Below are 16,020 nucleotides of genomic sequence, written 5' to 3' on the forward strand. Positions count from 1 at the left end.
CGTGGAGATGCGGAAGCCGGGCATGGACCGGGTAGGGTCTGACGCCGTGCCCGGCAATCCGCGCCCCCGCGCCGTCGCTCCCGTCCGGCTCGCCGACTTGGCGTCCCTGGTCAGGGCGGCTGTCCCCGTGACCGACGTCGACGTGACCGGGATCACCCATGCCAGCGGCGAGGTGCGCCCCGGCGATCTCTACGCGGCGCTGCCCGGTGCCCGGCGGCACGGCGCCGAGTTCGTCCCCGCCGTCGCCGCGGCCGGCGCGGTCGCGGTGCTGACCGACGCGGCCGGTGCTCCGGCCGCCGCCGCGGCGGGCCTGCCGGCGATCGTGGTCGACGATCCCCGCGAGGCGCTCGGCGCGGTCGCGGCCGCCGTCTACGGCGACCCCACGGCCGACCTGGTGGTCATCGGCCTCACCGGCACCGCGGGCAAGACCTCGACCGCCTACCTGGTCGAGTCCGGCCTGCGCGCGGCCGGCCACGTGACCGGCCTGATCGGCACCGTGGAGACCCGCCTCGGCGACCTGGTCGTCGACAGCGTGCGGACCACGCCCGAGGCCACCGACCTGCACGCGCTGCTGGCCGTCGCCCGCGAGCGCGGGGTGACCGCGGTGGTGATGGAGGTGTCCAGCCACGCGCTGGCGATGGGCCGCGTCGGCGGGGTGCGCTTCGCGGTCGGCGGCTACACCAACTTCGGCCAGGACCACCTCGACTTCCACGCCGACCGCGACGACTACTTCGCCGCCAAGGCCAAGCTGTTCGACGGGCGCTGCCGGGTCGAGATCCTCAACCTGGACGAACCGGCCCTGGTGCCGCTGCGCAAGCCGGAGACCGTCACCTACTCGGCCGCCGGCGACCGCGCGGCCACCTGGTGGGCCGACGGGGTCGTCGACGCCGGCTACGGCCAGGCCTTCCTCGCGCACGGGCCCGACGGTGCGGCCGTCGACGCCGGTGTCGCGCTGCCCGGCCTGCACAACGTGGCCAACGCGCTGCTCGCGATCGCCTCGCTGGTCGCCGTCGGGGTCGACCCCGCGACCGCGGCCGCCGGCGTCGCCGCCTGCCCGGGCGTTCCCGGGCGCCTCGAGGTCGTCGACGCCCCGGGCCCGGTGCTCGGCGTCGTCGACTACGCGCACAAGCCCGACGCGATCGTCGCCGCGCTCCGTGCGCTGCGCGCCCGCGCGACGAGCCGCGGCGGGCACCTGATCTGTGTGATCGGCGCGGGCGGCGACCGTGACCGGGGCAAGCGCCCGCTGATGGGCGCGGCCGCGGCCGAGGGCGCCGACCTGGTGCTGGTCACCGACGACAACCCGCGCACCGAGGAGCCCGCGGCGATCCGTGCCGAGGTCCTGACCGGGGCGCGGGGGAGCGGACCCGCGGTGGTCGAGGAGCTCACCGGCGGGCGGCGCGCGGCCATCGACGAGGCGGTCCGCCGGGCCGGCGAGGACGACGTGATCGCCGTGCTCGGCAAGGGGCACGAACGAGGGCAGGAGGTGGCCGGCGTGACGCACCCGTTCGACGACCGGGTCGAGCTCGCGGCGGCACTGCGCGCCCGGTTCGGCCATCTGGTGGGTCAGCGATGATCGCGATGCGCCTCGACGAGGTGGCCGCGGCGGCCGGCGGCCGGTTGGTCGGCGCCGACCCGGCGGCCACGGTGTCCGGCCCCGTCGAGTACGACTCGCGCAAGCCGACGGCCGGCGGCCTGTTCGTCGCCTTCCCCGGCGAGAAGGTCGACGGCCACGACTTCGCCGCGGCGGCGGTGGCCGACGGCGCGGTCGCGGTGCTCGGCACCCGGCCGGTCGAGGGCGTCCCGATGGTGCTGGTCGACGACCCGCTGGCGGCGCTGGCCGGACTGGCCCGGGCGTCCCTGTCCCGGCTGCCCGACCTGTGCGTGATCGGCCTGACCGGCTCGTCCGGCAAGACCACCACGAAGGACCTGGTCGCCCAGCTCGTCGCCCGGCTCGGCCCGACGGTCGCGCCGGCCGGCTCGCTCAACAACGAGCTGGGCTTCCCGCACACCGTGCTCAAGGCCGACGAGCAGACGCGCTACCTGGTGCTGGAGATGGGCGCCCGGGGTGCCGGGCACATCAGCTACCTCGCCGGCATCGCCACGCCGCGGGTCGGCGTGGTGCTCAACGTCGGCACCTCGCACATCGGCGAGTTCGGCTCGGTCGACAACATCGCCGCGGCCAAGGGCGAGCTGGCGGAGGCCGTACCCGTGGACGGGGTGGCGATCCTCAACGCCGACGACGAGCGGGTCCGCAAGATGGCCGTGCGCACCCGGGGCCGGGTGGTCCTGGTCGGCGAGTCGCCGGACGCCGACGTGCGCGCCGACGAGGTGACCATGGACTCCCAGGGGCTGGCGTCGTACACGCTGCGGGTGGCCCGGGGCAGTGTGCCCGTGCGGCTGCGGGTGCCCGGCCGCCATCAGGTCGGCAACAGCCTCGCGGCCGCCGCCGTGGCCCGCGAGCTGGGCATGCCGCTGCGCGAGCTGGGCGAGGCACTGGGTGAGCTGACGCTGCGCTCCGCCCGCCGGATGGACGTGTTCGAGCGGCCCGACGGCACGACCGTCATCGACGACTCGTACAACGCCAACCCGGCATCGATGGCCGCCGCCCTGCGGGCGCTGGCGACCATCGGCGAGGGGCGGCGTACCGTCGCGGTGCTCGGCTACATGGCCGAGCTCGGCGAGTTCGAGCGTGCGGGACACGAAGAGGTCGGGCGGCTCGCCGCGGAGCTGGGCGTCGACCGGGTGGTCGTCGTGGGCGAGGCCGCAGTGCCGATCCACGACGGCGCGATTGCCCACCAGGGCTGGGAAGGCAGGTCCGTGGTGGTGGGCGACCAGGCAGCGGCGATCGAGTCGCTGCGGGCCGATCTGCGGCCGGGTGACGTGGTCCTGGTGAAGGGCTCGCGGTACCGGACCTGGGACGTGGTGGACTCGCTGCGCGAGAACGGAACCACGGCGTGAGGGCGGTCATCGTCGCGATGGCGGTGGCGTTCCTCGTCTCGCTGTTCGGCACGCCGCTCGCGATCAAGGTGTTCACCCGGCTCAAGGCCGGCCAGCCGATCCGGGCCGACGGCCCGCAGATGCACATGGGCAAGAAGGGCACGCCGACGATGGGCGGCGTGGTCTTCATCGTGGCGACGGTGATCGCCTACGTGGCCGGCCACATCGCGCTGACCACCCTGCCGTCCCAGCAGATCTTCCAGGTCGGCCCGACGATCACCGCGCTGGTGCTGCTCGGGCTGCTGGTGTTCTGCGGCGCGGTGGGCTTCATCGACGACTTCCTCAAGGTCCGCCGGCGGCACAGCGGCGGGCTCAACAAGCGCGGCAAGCTGCTCGGCCAGCTCCTCGTCGGCGCCACCTTCGGCATCGTCGCGCTCTACTTCCCGAGCACCATGCTGGACACCACGGGCAGCCGCACCAACAGTGAGACCGTCGGCAGCACCGCCATCTCGTTCATCCGCGAGGTGAGTTGGCTCGACATCGGCAAGGTCGGCTCGGTCATCCTGTTCGTCTTCGTGGTGCTCGCCGCGACCAACGGCGTCAACCTGACCGACGGCCTGGACGGACTGGCCACCGGCGCCACGACGATGGTCCTCGGCGCGTACGCGTTGATCGCCTTCTGGCAGTACCGGCACTGGTGCGCCGACCCGAGCTACGTGAAGGCCGGCGCCGACACCTACTGCTACGCCGTGCGAGATCCCCTGGAGATAGCCCTGATCGCCGGGGCCGGCGCCGGGGCGTGTGTCGGGTTCCTCTGGTGGAACACCTCGCCTGCCCGGATCTTCATGGGTGACACCGGTGCGCTCGGCCTGGGCGGCCTGATCGCCGGCATGGCGATGTCGACCCGCACGATCATGCTGCTGCCGATCATCGGCGGGCTCTACGTGATCATCACGATGTCGGTGGTCATCCAGATCATCTCGTTCAAGACCACGGGCAAACGGGTCTTCCGAATGTCGCCGCTCCAGCATCACTTCGAGTTGGCGGGCTGGAGCGAGGTCAACATCGTGGTCCGCTTCTGGATCATCGCCGGAATCGGCGTCGCGATGGCGCTGGGCCTGTTCTACAGCGACTTCCTGGCAGCGGTCAGTTAGGGCTCAGGCCGACACGCCGAGAATTTCTCCGCTGTCCGGGCGTGCCGAGCGCCCATGATGGGCCGGTGGGGGAGGAAGCGAAACCGGGTTCGGTCGCCGCGCAGGCCCGCCGCTCGCTGTTCGACGGCGGGGTGTCGGCGCTGCGCGGGCTGCTCGGGCGTCCGCTGGCGTCCTACTACCTGCTGATCTCCAGCGCGGGCCTGCTGCTGGTCATCGGCCTGACCATGGTCTTCTCGGCGACCGGCCCGCGGGACATCGCCGACGACGGCAACGCGTTCGCCGCGCTGGCCAAGCAGGCGCTGTTCGCCGCCGTCGGGCTCGCCGCGTTCTGGGTGTGCCAGCGGCTGCCGGCCCGCACGTTCCGGGCGCTGGCCCGTCCGATCCTGGGCGTGGCCATCGCGCTGCTGCTGTTTCTCAACGGGCTCAACGCGCTGGCCGCCGTCCGCGGTGAGAAGGCGGTGCACCTCGGGCCGATCCAGAGCGACGAGCTCTGGCTGCACGTCGGGTCGTTCCAGCTCCAGCCCTCGGAGTTCGTCAAGATCGGCCTGATCCTCTGGGCGGCCGACGTGATCAGCCGCAAGGGCCCGGCGCTGACCTACTGGCGCGAACTGGCGATGCCGCTGTTCCCGGTCGTCGCGCTGCTCTTCATCCTGGTCGGCTACAAGGACCTGGGCACGATGCTGATCCTGCTGGCCATCGTGGTCGGCGTGCTCTGGGCCGCCGGCGTGCGGATGCAGGTGTTCGCCAGCCTGTTCGTGGCGGGCCTGGCCGGCATCGGCGTGCTGATCGCGGCCGCGTACTACCGTTTCGCCCGGCTGCTGACCTTCTTCAACCCGCCGACGGACTGCGACCTGAAGGACTGCTACCAGGGCATCCAGGGCCGGTACGCGATCGACAACGGCGGCTGGTTCGGCGTCGGGCTGGGTCAGGGCCAGCTCAAGTGGGGCTGGCTGCCGGCCGCCGACAACGACTTCATCTTCGCCGTGATCGCCGAGGAGCTCGGAGTGATCGGCTGCATCGTCGTGCTGGCGCTGTTCGGCGTGCTGGCCTACACCGGTCTGCGGATCGCGCGGCGCATCGACGACCCGTTCCGCCGCCTGGTCGCCGCCGCGCTGACCACCTGGCTGGTCGCCCAGGCCCTGATCAACATCGGTGGCGTGGTCGGGCTGATCCCGATCACCGGCCTGCCGCTGCCGTTCATCTCCGACGGCGGCAGCGCCCTGGTGGTGACCATGGCCGCGATCGGCATGCTGGCGTCGTTCGCCCGCGCCGAACCCGATGCCGCCCGAGCCCTGCATGCCCGCCCGCCGGCCAGGTGGGTCCGACTACTCTGGGCCCCGCTGCCTCCGTTGCCCTCGGCTCCGAAGGCCAGCCGTTCGTCGGCGTCCGCCGGCGGACGCGCCGCGCGCGAGCGTGCCGGCGTGGGTGGCGAGAGGAGACGGTGATGGGTCCGCTGCGGTCGGTCGTGCTGGCTGGTGGAGGGACGGGTGGGCACATCTATCCGTTGCTCGCCTTCGCCGACTGTCTCCGCCGGCATGATCCATCGGTCCGGATCACCTGCCTCGGCACACCCAAGGGCCTGGAGAACGAGCTGATCCCGCCGCACGGGTACGACCTGCGGCAGATCCCGGCGTTCCAGCTTCCCCGGTCGGTCAACATGGCGTTGCTGCGTACCCCCGACCGCATGGTGACCTCGACCCGCGCGGCCGGCAAGATCCTCGACGAGGTCCGCGCCGACGTGGTGGTCGGCTTCGGCGGCTACGTCTCGGTGCCCGGCTACCTGGCGGCCTGGCGCCGCGAGGTGCCGATCGTGGTCCACGAGGTCAACGTGCCGCCGGGCGTGGCCAACCGGATGGGCATGCGGTTCACCAAATACGTGGCGGTCGGCTTCCCGCACCAGCCGCAGCAGGCCGAGTCGCTGCGCGACGCCCGGGTCGTCGGCGTCCCGCTGCGCTCCTCGATCGCCCACCTCGACCGCCGCGCGGCCTCCGCCGCCGCCCGCGCGCGCTTCGGGCTGCGCCCCGACCTGCCGGTGCTGTTCGTCTCGGGCGGCTCGCAGGGCGCCCGGTCGATCAACCTGGCCGTCGCCGGTGCCGCCAAGGAGCTGTCCCGGGCCGGCGTGCAGGTGCTGCACGTGATCGGCGCCCGCAACGAGCCGGTCTCGATCCCCAACGACCTGCCGGTGCCCTACGTGACCATTCCCTACCTGAGCCAGATGGAGCTCGGGTACGCGGCCGCGGACCTGATGCTGAGCCGGGGCGGCGCGATGACCGTCGCCGAGGTGGCGGCGATCGGCCTGCCCACGATCTACGTCCCGTACCCGTACAGCAACCAGGAGCAGAGCCGCAACGCCCAGCCCGTGGTCGACGCCGGCGGCGGTCTGCTGGTCGACGACGGCGAGATGACGCCGGCGTGGGTCGAGCGCACCGTGATCCCGCTGCTGCGCGACCCGCACCGGCTGGCTGCGATGGGCTACGCGGCCGCGGGCTACGGACGGCGCGATGGTGACGAGGCGTTGCTCGACTTCGTTTACGAAGCGGCAACACACGCCGGACAGTGACTGACGAGAGCGAGGCACGGTGGCAGGGCTCAACATCGCGGACTTCACCCCGGCTGGCACGGTGGCGGCGGAGGATCTGGGCACGGTGCACCTGATCGGTGTGGGTGGTGTCGGCATGAGCGGGCTGGCCCGCCTGCTGCTGACCCGGGGCATCCAGACCTCCGGCAGTGAGCTGCGGGAGTGGCCGGCGCTGGCCGGCCTGCGCGCGCTCGGCGGCACGATCCACATGCGGCACGTCCCGGAGAACCTGGACGGCGTCGACACCGTGGTCTACTCGACCGCCATCCCGCAGGACCACCTCGAGCTCGAGGAGGCCCGCCGGCGGGGGCTGCGGATCATGCACCGGTCGGAGGCGCTGGCCGCCGCGATGACCGGCCGGCGCACCGTCGCCGTGGCCGGCACGCACGGCAAGACCACCACCACCTCGATGATCACGCTGATCCTCCAGCACGCCGGGCTCGACCCGTCGTTCGTGATCGGCGGCGAGATCTCCGAGGTCGGCTCCAACGCCCACCACGGCAGCGGCGACCTGTTCGTGGCCGAGGCCGACGAGAGCGACCGGTCGTTCCTGCTCTACCGGCCGTACGCGTCGATCATCACGAACATCGACGCCGACCACCTCAACACCTACGGCGACCTGGCCGGGCTGGAGGCGGCGTTCCTGGAGTACGCGCTGCTGACCGACCCGGCCGGCTTCGTGGTGACCTGCGCCGACAACGAGGGCACCCGGCGGCTCGCGCAGACGCTGCGCGAGCAGGGGCGGCGGGTGCTGACCTACGGGGTGGCCGCCGACGCCGACCTGCGGCTGTCCGACATCTCCTCGTCGGTGCTCGGCGTCCGCTACCAGGCGACGCTGCTCGGCGAGGAGGTCGGCGAGATCCGGCTGCCGGTGCCGGGCGGCCACTTCGGGCTCAACAGCGCGGCCGCCGTGCTCGCCGCGGTCGAGCTGGGCGTGTCCCTGCCGGTCACCGTGGAGGCGCTCGCCGCGTTCCCGGGCGTACGCCGCCGGTTCGAGCGCAGGGGCGTCGCCAACGGCGTCGTCGTCTACGACGAGTACGCGTACCACCCGGTGTCGGTCACGGCCGCGCTGGAGACGCTCCGCGAGGTCGCGTCCGGCGGCCGCCTGGTGGTGGTCTTCCAGCCGTACCGCGTCTACCGCACCCGCGACATGGAGGCGGAGCTGGCCACGGCGCTGGCGATCGCCGACGAGGCGATCATCCTCGAGGTCTTCGGCCCCGGCGAGACCCGCGGACCGGGCGAGGGCGGCGTCGCGCTGACCGCGGCGATCGGCCTGCCCGCCGCCCACAAGGTGTTCGTGCCCGACTGGGACGCGGTCCCGGCCGAGGTGGTCCGCCGGGCCCGTCCCGGCGACCTGGTGGTGACCATGGGCGCCCCGCCGAGCTCGCTGCTCGGTGACGAGCTGCTGGCCGCCCTGTCGGCGGCCGACCCGGCCGTGGGCGACGCGGCGGCGGGTTCGGTGTCGCCGGTCGCCGGCTGATGACCGTCCGGCCCGGCGGCGGCGCGCCCGAGCGGCGCCGCTGGACCCTGGTCCGCGCGGGCAGTGACGCGATGCCGTCGTCGGTGCGCCGGTTCATGCGGCGGGCGCGCCGTCGGCGGCTGCGGGCCGCGCTGCCCTGGGCCGTGGGTGTGGGCTTCCTGTCGGTGCTCGGCCTGCTGGCGTGGGTCATTCTGGGCTCCAGCCTGCTCGGCGTGCGGACGGTCGCGGTCGACGGCACGTCGCTGCTCGGCCCGGACGAGGTGCGGGCCGCCGCGGCGGTGCCGGCCGGTGCCCCGCTGGCCCGCCTCGACCTCGAGGCGGTCGCGGCCCGGGTGAGCACGCTGCCCGCCGTGGAGAAGGCCACCGTCACCCGGCAATGGCCCGACGCGTTGACGGTCGTCGTCGTGGAGCGCACGGCCGAGGCGGTCGTCCCGCAGGGCAGGCGGTTCCTCGTGGTCGACCGGTTCGGCGTGGTGTTCCAGGACCTCAACCGCCGCCCGGCCCACCTGCCGCTGGTGCGGATCGCCGACCCCCGGGGCAACGTCGACGGCACCCGTGGCGCGGTCGGTGTGATCGCCTCCCTGTCGCAGTCCCTGCGCCGCCAGTTGCTCGAGGTGGGTGTGGCCGGACCGGCCCAGATCACCCTCAAACTCTCCGGTGGCCGCACGGTGGTCTGGGGCGACGCGAGCCGCAGCACGGAGAAGGCGACGGTCACCGCGGGGCTGTTGCAGCGGGACGGAAAGACGTTCGACGTCAGCGATCCCGGGGTCGTCACGATCCGCTGAAGAAATACCGCGTGGCGACACGCCGTACCTGGTCCTTGGATCACGGTCGTGTCCCGCTTACGTTGCCCCAGAGGCCGAGCAGTTGACATAACTCTAAGCCTCTAGTAGAGGGTGAGGGTTTCCTCCCTTGCCCTTCGCGTAGCGGCGGCATGCCGCGTCCGGCCGCACACGGGAAGGGAAGGCACCCCCGATGACACCTCCGCACAACTACCTGGCGGTCATCAAGGTCGTCGGCATCGGTGGCGGTGGCGTCAACGCCGTCAACCGAATGATCGAGGTCGGCCTCAAGGGCGTCGAGTTCATCGCCATCAACACCGACGCGCAGGCGCTGCTGATGAGCGACGCCGACGTGAAGCTCGACGTCGGCCGCGAGCTGACCCGGGGCCTCGGCGCCGGTGCGAACCCCGACGTCGGCAAGAGCGCCGCCGAAGACCACCGCGACGAGATCGAAGAGGTGCTCAAGGGCGCCGACATGGTCTTCGTCACCTGCGGCGAGGGCGGCGGCACGGGCACCGGCGGCGCGCCGGTGGTCGCGAACATCGCCCGCAAGCTCGGCGCGCTGACCATCGGCGTGGTCACCCGCCCGTTCTCGTTCGAGGGCAAGCGCCGCCAGGTGCAGGCCGAGGCGGGAATAGACGAACTGCGCAACCAGTGCGACACGCTGATCGTGATCCCGAACGACCGGCTGCTGGCGCTCGGCGACCGCGGCATCAGCATGATGGACGCGTTCCGCCAGGCCGACCAGGTGCTGCTCTCCGGTGTCCAGGGGATCACCGACCTGATCACGACGCCGGGTCTGATCAACCTCGACTTCGCCGACGTCAAGAGCGTCATGAGCGGCGCCGGCAGCGCGCTGATGGGCATCGGCAGCGCCCGCGGCGACAACCGCGCCGTGGAGGCCGCCGAGGCCGCCATCTCCAGCCCGCTGCTGGAGCAGAGCATGGACGGTGCGCGCGGCGTGCTGCTCTCCATCGCCGGCGGCTCCGACCTCGGCCTCTTCGAGATCAACGACGCGGCCCAGCTCGTCACCGACGCGGCCCACCCGGACGCCAACATCATCTTCGGTGCGGTCATCGACGACGCCCTCGGCGACGAGGTGCGGGTCACCGTCATAGCGGCTGGCTTCGACGGCGGCACGCCCGCCTACAAGCCGTCCGAGCCGGTGCGCAAGGCGACTCAGCCGCAGCCGATCGTGACCAGCACGCCGGTCGAGACCACGCCGCCGCCGGTGGCCCCGGCCCAGCCGGCCCGCCGCGTGCTCTTCGACGACGTGGACGTGCCCGACTTCCTTAAAAACGGCTCGTAAAGTCCGGGTGTGCGCCGGAGGCGCTTCGGGAAGCAGGGCACGGCGCCTAATAGCCTGACAGCGTGAAGGCTGACGACGACACCCGGCGCGCCGAGTTGGCGGCCAACCTGGCCCTGGTACGGGCCAGGATCGACGCCGCCCGCTCGGCCGCCGGGCGCACCGACGAGGTCACGCTGGTCGCGGTCACCAAGACCTACCCGGCCAGCGACGTCGGGCTCCTGGCCGACCTGGGCGTCACCGAGGTCGGCGAGAACAAGGACCAGGAGGCGGCGCCCAAGGCGGCCGAGATCGGCGCCCGGGTGCGCTGGCACTTCGTGGGCCAGCTCCAGCGCAACAAGGCCAAGTCGGTGGCCGCGTACGCGGATGTCGTGCAGTCGGTCGACAGCGTCCGGCTGGCGGCGGCGCTCGACCGGGCCGCCGAAGGGCACGGGCGGGTCATCGACGTGCTGCTCCAGGTGAGCCTCGACGGCGACCCGTCGCGGGGCGGCGCGCTGCCCGGCTCGGCGGACCCGGACCGCGGTCTGGGCCCGGCCGCGGAGGCGGTGGCGGGTGCTTCGGCACTGCGGTTGGCCGGCCTGATGGCGGTCGCGCCGCTGGGTGCGCCGCCGGATCAGGCGTTCGCCCGGCTGGCCGAGATAGCCGCCGCGTTCCATGTCGATCATCCGACAGCCACGGTCCTGTCGGCGGGAATGTCCGATGACCTGGAGAACGCCGTTTCACACGGCGCGACACATGTGCGGATCGGTAGCGCGTTGCTCGGTAAGCGTCACTACCTGGGGTAGCCTGACGGCGGACACCAAACTACATCGGTGTTGTTTTCCATGCAGACCTTCGCAGCGCCGGGGGGCGCGCCGTCAACCGGGAGGGTGACGGCATAGGAAGGTCGGCTTGGTACCGATGCATAGACGGAGTCCACGCGCGTGACAGTGGCTCGGGCAGGGGGGCACGTGCCACACGGCGGACGGAGGGGCGCGGCACATGGGAGCTTTGCGAAAGGCGGGCGTCTGGCTCGGGTTGGTCGAAGAGGAAGACGACGACCGGGGTTATGACGACGGCTATGACGGCCGGTCCGGCAGCAGCCGGTCCGGTGATGCGGGCTACCGCGAATCGCGTTACCGGTCCAGCCGGTACAGCGACGACTTCGGCGAGGACGAGGAAGAGGCCGACGACGCGCCGGCGGTGCCGCGCGCCCGGTCGACCCGGCACGCCGACCGTCCGAGCCGGCTAGAGGCCGCCGAGGCCGAGCTCGCCGAGGCGCGTGAGGCTCGTGAGTCCCGCGCCGAGCGCGCACTCGAACGCTCCAGCGTGCGATCGATCACTCGTTCGCCGGCTCCGGAGAGCCCGTCACAGGTGAGTTACCCCACCCGCGACAATCTCGCGCTCGCACCGCAGGTGCAGTTGCGCGAACGCGCGGTGGTCGCCGACGACGAACAGCGCTACCAGATCACGACTCTGCATCCGACCACTTATCGCGAGGCCCGCACCATCGGTGAGCATTTCCGGGACGGTGTTCCGGTGATCATCAACCTCACCGAAATGGATGAGTCGGACGCCCGCCGTCTGGTGGATTTTGCGGCGGGCTTGGCCTTCGGTTTGAGGGGTACGATCGAGCGCGTCACCAACCGGGTGTTCCTGCTTTCACCGGCCAACGTCCAAGTCACGGCAGAGGACAAGGCGAAGATCGCTGAAGGCGGTTTCTTTACCCTGCCGTAGCCCTGAGCAGGGCAGAGCCGGCCTGATGGAGGGTTGCGCGAGTCGTGCTTTCGATTCTGTTCCAGGTCCTCTACCTGCTGATCTACTTCTTTTTGATCACTCTGCTCGCACGATTCGTATTGAGCGCTGTGCTTCAATATGGCCGTCGTTGGCAGCCGAGGCGTGCTGCGGCCGCCGGACTGGAAGTGGTGTGGAGCGTCACCGATCCGCCCCTCAAGGCGTTGAGGCGTGTGATCCCACCACTGCGGATCGGTAACCTCAGCATCGACCTCGCTTCGCTTGTGCTCTTGGTTATCCTGTTCGTGCTGATGAGATTCGTGGTGCAGCCCTGGATCTGACACACGGTCTGACCAGGAGCAACGCGGCCGCAACTGACCCGAGGAGTTTCGATGCCGCTTACCCCGGCCGACGTGCACAACGTCGCCTTCAAGAAACCCCCGATCGGCAAACGGGGGTACGACGAGGAGGAGGTCGACGCTTTCCTCGACGAGGTCGAGCGCGAACTCGCCCGGCTGATCGAGGAGAACAACGAGCTGCGCGCCCAGGTCGAGCGCGGCGGACCCCGAGGCGGCGCGCCAGCCGGCCCGGGTGCCGACCCTCGACTGGCTGCTGAGCTCAACGACCTCAAGGCCCAGCTCGACCGGATCCAGCGTGACAAGGCCGCCGCTGAGCAGGCCGCCCGCGCCATGCAGGGCGAGCTTGAGCAGATGCGCGCCCAGGGCGCCCCGGTTGTGGGCGGCGACGGCGAGCAGCAGGCCCTTCGGGTCCTGATGATGGCCCAGCGCACGGCCGACGACCACGTGTCCGACGCCCGCCGCGAAGCCGACAAGCTGCTCTCCGACGCGCGCACCAAGGCCGAAGAGGTCACCCGCGAGGCGCGGGCCAAGGCCGACGCGCTCGAGCGTGACGCGCGGCAGCGGCACCAGGAGGCCATGGGCGGTCTCGACGCCAAGCGCACGGCACTGCAGAAGCACATCGAAGAGCTCAAGCAGTTCGAACGGGAGTACCGCACCCGGCTCAAGGCCTACCTGGAGAGCCAGCTTCGCGACCTCGACGGTCGTGGGCAGGGGCTCGAGGCCGAGATGACCCGGACCGACGGCAATCGGTCCGTGACATCCGGCGCACCGGGTCTGGCCACCGCCGGTCTCGCGGGCTCCTACGGCGGCGCGGGACGCTCCGGCTCCCTCGAAGCCGGCCGCTAAGAGCTCCTCGAACCGACGACGGTTCCGTAAGCCCAACCGGGGGCGGGCATGCGTCCCCCGGACGGTGCCGTGTCTCCGGCGTACCCGGGTCCCCCCGGGGGCGCGCCGGACCCACGACATCTATACAGAAAGCGGCGGGGGTGAGCCGTGATCGTTGCAAGTTTGGTGCTCATCCTCGGTGCTGTCACGCTGCTCGTGCTCGGACTCGCAGGTGGTTCGAGCGTGTTGTTGGTCCTGTCGATCGCGGCGAGTCTTTTCGCCGCTGTCGCGCTCGTCGTCGGTGCCCGCCAGGCGGCCGCGGCACGGGCTCAGGCCAGCTACAACGATGACGAGCGATTCCAGCGTGCCGGCGGCGAGGATGACTCGAGAGTGTTCCACCACCGTTCGACGGTCCGGGGCAACGAGCCCGGCCGCCGGCGGGCGACCGCATGGGGGGCAGACGAGACGTCTGTCGCGGTCGCAGATCCCGTCGCTCCACCGAGCGTGCCCAACCAGGGCGCCTACCGGTCGGGCGAGGGCACGGAGTACGGCCGCCGCAGGGCGGCGGCCGCGACCGTCGACGAGCCGGGGGGCCTTGTCGACGACCGTACGGGTCATTACGACCAGGGCTTCGCAGACCTGCGTGCCGAGGGTCCCCCGCAGGGTCAGGGCTGGCCGAGCCAGCAACCGGCCCCGCCGCGGCAGACCTACGCCGCACCCGACCTGGTCGATGACGACGACGATGATGATGACGACGATCCGCCGGACGAGCCGGCGGCCCAGTTCGTCTCGGCCGCCGACGCGGCCCGGGTGGCGCGGATGTCCGCGCCGGTCCTGGTCTGCGACGGACGCCCGCGCTATCACATCCTCGGCTGCGTGCACCTGCTCGGTCGCGAAAGCGAGCCGCTGCCGGTGAGCGAGGCCGCGGAGCTCGGGTTCACGCCGTGCAGCCTGTGCGAGCCGGACAGCGCCCTGCTCGCGGGAGCGCGCCGGGTCTAGCTCTCTGTCGCGTTAAAGAAGGGCACCCGTCCCACGGGTGCCCTTCTTGGCACAATGAGGCATGGTCAGCAGGTCCGTCGTGGTAGCCGTCCGGGTGAAACCGGGGGCGTCGCGTGCCCGGATCGGTGGGCACCACGACGGTCCGCACGGTCCGGCGCTGGTCGTCGCCGTCACCGCCCGCGCCGTCGACGGCCAGGCCACCGAGGCCGCCCGTCGCGCGGTGGCCGACGCGTTCGGGCTGCGGGCCAGCGCGGTGGCGCTCAAGACCGGCGCTGCCAGCCGCGACAAGCTGTTCGTCGTGGAACTGCCGGCCGGTGCGGCCGGCGACGCCGCCCTCGACCGGTTCTCCGTGCTCCGCGCCGGCCCAGGACGGTGAGCGAGGAGCTGAACCTCGCCCTGCTACTCGGGGCGGCGGTGCTGCTTGTCGCGGTCGCGGCCGTGCGCTTGTCCACCCGGCTCGGCCTGCCCAGCCTCCTGGTCTACCTGGCGCTCGGACTGCTCATCGGCGAGTCGGGCCTGGGCATCCAGTTCGAGAACGCGTCGCTGACCCGGACCCTCGGCTTCGCCGCCCTGATCGTGATCATCGCGGAAGGCGGGCTGACCGCCCGGTGGTCGACGCTGCGCCCGGTGCTCGGCGTCTCGCTGACCCTCGCGACCGTCGGTGTCGCGGTGAGCATCGCGGTGGTCGGCGTGGCCGTACACCTGCTGCTCGACCTGGACTGGCGGCTCTCGCTGCTGTACGGCGCGGTGGTCGCGTCGACGGACGCGGCCGCGGTGTTCGCCACCCTGCGCAAGATGCGGCTGCCGGCCCGGTTGGTGGCGACGGTCGAGGCCGAGTCCGGCATCAACGACGCGCCGGTCGTGCTGGTGGTCGTGCTGCTGGCCACGGTCGGCCCGTTCGCCCACCCGTGGTGGTGGGAAGTCCTGGTGATCTTCTACGAGCTCGTGATCGGCGGCGCGATCGGCCTGGTGGTCGGTGCCGGCGGGGTCTGGGTGCTCCGGCGCGCGGCTCTCCCGTCCTCGGGCCTCTACCCGATCGCGGTGGTCGGGCTGACCGCACTGGCGTACGCGGCCGGCGCCGTCGCGCACGCGTCGGGATTCCTGGCTGTGTATACGGCCGGCGTGATGCTCGGCAATGCGCGGCTGCCACACCGGCAGACCATCCTCGGCTTCGCCGACGGCCTGGCCTGGGTCGCCCAGATCGGCCTGTTCGTGCTGCTCGGCCTGCTCGCCTCGCCCAGCCGGCTCGACGACGTGTTGGTGCCCGCCCTGGTGGTCGGCGTGGCGCTGGTGTTCCTGGCCCGGCCGCTGTCGGTGCTGGTCTCGGCCATCCCGTTCGGGGTGCCACTGCGGGCACAGGCCTTCCTGGCCTGGGCCGGCCTGCGTGGCGCGGTGCCGGTGGTGCTGGCGACCATCCCGCTCTCGGCCGGCACGCCCGGAGCGGCGCGACTCTTCGACGTGGTGTTCGTCCTCGTCCTGATCTTCACCGTGCTCCAGGCGACGACCATCGGGCCGGTGGCCCGGGCGCTGCGGGTCACCGCCCCGGCGGAGGCGGCCGAGCTTCGGGTGGAGACGGCGCCGCTGGAGCGGATGGGCGCCGACCTGCTCCAGCTCGAGGTGCCGCCGGGTTCGATGCTGGCCGGTGTGCACCTCGACGAGCTGCGGTTGCCGGTCGGTGCGGCGGTGACCCTGGTGCTCCGCGACGGTCAGGGCTTCGTACCGGGTCCCGACACCCGGCTCGCCGTCGGCGACAGCTTGTTGATCGTGGCCACCGCCGCCGTGCGGGACGCCGCGGAACGCCGCCTCCGTGCCGTCAGCCGCCGGGGGCGTTTGGCCAGGTGGTTTGCCGAGTACGGGGAGGAAAGGGGCTAACCATCGGTTAAGGTT

The 16,020-nt window shown here is 72.0% G+C and carries 15 protein-coding genes; all 15 read left to right on the top strand.

The window, feature by feature from the left end:
* The first annotated feature begins 7 nt into the window (after positions 1-7).
* The 15 genes from BLV39_RS12875 to BLV39_RS12945 all read left to right on the top strand — a co-directional run bounded on the left by BLV39_RS12875 (position 8) and on the right by BLV39_RS12945 (position 16,005).
* A complete protein-coding gene (locus tag BLV39_RS12875) occupies positions 8-1,573 on the top strand; it encodes a UDP-N-acetylmuramoyl-L-alanyl-D-glutamate--2,6-diaminopimelate ligase (protein ID WP_090790523.1) in 1,566 nt (521 codons plus the stop codon).
* On the top strand, positions 1,570-2,958 hold the full coding sequence (locus BLV39_RS12880; protein ID WP_090790525.1) for a UDP-N-acetylmuramoyl-tripeptide--D-alanyl-D-alanine ligase: 1,389 nt from the start codon (positions 1,570-1,572) through the stop codon (positions 2,956-2,958). The genes BLV39_RS12875 and BLV39_RS12880 overlap by 4 nt, the downstream gene beginning before the upstream one ends.
* Positions 2,955-4,091 carry a phospho-N-acetylmuramoyl-pentapeptide-transferase gene (gene mraY, locus BLV39_RS12885; protein WP_090790526.1) on the top strand — a complete coding sequence of 379 codons (1,137 nt, stop codon included), beginning with the start codon at positions 2,955-2,957 and terminating at the stop codon, positions 4,089-4,091. Before BLV39_RS12880 ends, mraY begins: the two co-directional genes overlap by 4 nt.
* A gap of 65 nt (positions 4,092-4,156) precedes the next feature.
* Positions 4,157-5,536, top strand: coding sequence for an FtsW/RodA/SpoVE family cell cycle protein (locus BLV39_RS12890; protein WP_239083916.1), 1,380 nt, complete (start codon positions 4,157-4,159; stop codon positions 5,534-5,536).
* Positions 5,536-6,651, top strand: coding sequence for an undecaprenyldiphospho-muramoylpentapeptide beta-N-acetylglucosaminyltransferase (gene murG / locus BLV39_RS12895; protein ID WP_090790528.1), 1,116 nt, complete (start codon positions 5,536-5,538; stop codon positions 6,649-6,651). Before BLV39_RS12890 ends, murG begins: the two co-directional genes overlap by 1 nt.
* Before the next feature lie 19 nt (positions 6,652-6,670).
* Positions 6,671-8,149: a UDP-N-acetylmuramate--L-alanine ligase gene (gene murC / locus BLV39_RS12900; RefSeq protein WP_090790530.1), complete on the top strand. Its 1,479-nt coding sequence runs from the start codon at positions 6,671-6,673 to the stop codon at positions 8,147-8,149.
* Positions 8,149-8,934 (top strand): cell division protein FtsQ/DivIB, encoded by a 786-nt coding sequence (locus tag BLV39_RS12905; protein ID WP_090790531.1) that lies wholly within the window; start codon positions 8,149-8,151, stop codon positions 8,932-8,934. Before murC ends, BLV39_RS12905 begins: the two co-directional genes overlap by 1 nt.
* A gap of 190 nt (positions 8,935-9,124) precedes the next feature.
* Entirely contained in the window at positions 9,125-10,240 is a 1,116-nt protein-coding gene (gene ftsZ, locus BLV39_RS12910) for a cell division protein FtsZ (protein WP_090790533.1), read from the top strand.
* 62 nt (positions 10,241-10,302) lie between these two features.
* Positions 10,303-11,022: a YggS family pyridoxal phosphate-dependent enzyme gene (locus BLV39_RS12915; RefSeq protein WP_090790534.1), complete on the top strand. Its 720-nt coding sequence runs from the start codon at positions 10,303-10,305 to the stop codon at positions 11,020-11,022.
* 196 nt (positions 11,023-11,218) lie between these two features.
* Positions 11,219-11,953 carry a cell division protein SepF gene (locus BLV39_RS12920; RefSeq protein ID WP_090790537.1) on the top strand — a complete coding sequence of 245 codons (735 nt, stop codon included), beginning with the start codon at positions 11,219-11,221 and terminating at the stop codon, positions 11,951-11,953.
* A 44-nt stretch (positions 11,954-11,997) separates the two neighbouring features.
* Positions 11,998-12,291, top strand: a complete 294-nt coding sequence (locus BLV39_RS12925) for a YggT family protein (RefSeq protein WP_090790539.1) — start codon at positions 11,998-12,000, stop codon at positions 12,289-12,291.
* A gap of 51 nt (positions 12,292-12,342) precedes the next feature.
* Positions 12,343-13,155 (top strand): DivIVA domain-containing protein, encoded by an 813-nt coding sequence (locus tag BLV39_RS12930; protein WP_089251496.1) that lies wholly within the window; start codon positions 12,343-12,345, stop codon positions 13,153-13,155.
* A gap of 147 nt (positions 13,156-13,302) precedes the next feature.
* On the top strand, positions 13,303-14,133 hold the full coding sequence (locus BLV39_RS45110; protein ID WP_090790541.1) for a hypothetical protein: 831 nt from the start codon (positions 13,303-13,305) through the stop codon (positions 14,131-14,133).
* Between the two features lie 61 nt (positions 14,134-14,194).
* Complete coding sequence (locus BLV39_RS12940; protein ID WP_090790543.1) at positions 14,195-14,509, top strand: DUF167 domain-containing protein; 315 nt, start codon at positions 14,195-14,197, stop codon at positions 14,507-14,509.
* Positions 14,506-16,005, top strand: coding sequence for a potassium/proton antiporter (locus tag BLV39_RS12945; protein WP_090790545.1), 1,500 nt, complete (start codon positions 14,506-14,508; stop codon positions 16,003-16,005). The genes BLV39_RS12940 and BLV39_RS12945 overlap by 4 nt, the downstream gene beginning before the upstream one ends.
* Positions 16,006-16,020: the final 15 nt, after the last annotated feature.

The organism is Asanoa ishikariensis (genome assembly GCF_900107455.1).
Taxonomy (GTDB): domain Bacteria; phylum Actinomycetota; class Actinomycetes; order Mycobacteriales; family Micromonosporaceae; genus Asanoa; species Asanoa ishikariensis.

Coding starts and splice junctions, on each gene's coding strand:
- BLV39_RS12875 (WP_090790523.1), top strand. CDS start 8: ATGCGGAAGCCGGGCATGGACCGGGTAGGGTCTGACGCCGTGCCCGGC.
- BLV39_RS12880 (WP_090790525.1), top strand. CDS start 1,570: ATGATCGCGATGCGCCTCGACGAGGTGGCCGCGGCGGCCGGCGGCCGG.
- murG (WP_090790528.1), top strand. CDS start 5,536: ATGGGTCCGCTGCGGTCGGTCGTGCTGGCTGGTGGAGGGACGGGTGGG.
- BLV39_RS12905 (WP_090790531.1), top strand. CDS start 8,149: ATGACCGTCCGGCCCGGCGGCGGCGCGCCCGAGCGGCGCCGCTGGACC.
- ftsZ (WP_090790533.1), top strand. CDS start 9,125: ATGACACCTCCGCACAACTACCTGGCGGTCATCAAGGTCGTCGGCATC.
- BLV39_RS12920 (WP_090790537.1), top strand. CDS start 11,219: ATGGGAGCTTTGCGAAAGGCGGGCGTCTGGCTCGGGTTGGTCGAAGAG.
- BLV39_RS12930 (WP_089251496.1), top strand. CDS start 12,343: ATGCCGCTTACCCCGGCCGACGTGCACAACGTCGCCTTCAAGAAACCC.
- BLV39_RS12940 (WP_090790543.1), top strand. CDS start 14,195: ATGGTCAGCAGGTCCGTCGTGGTAGCCGTCCGGGTGAAACCGGGGGCG.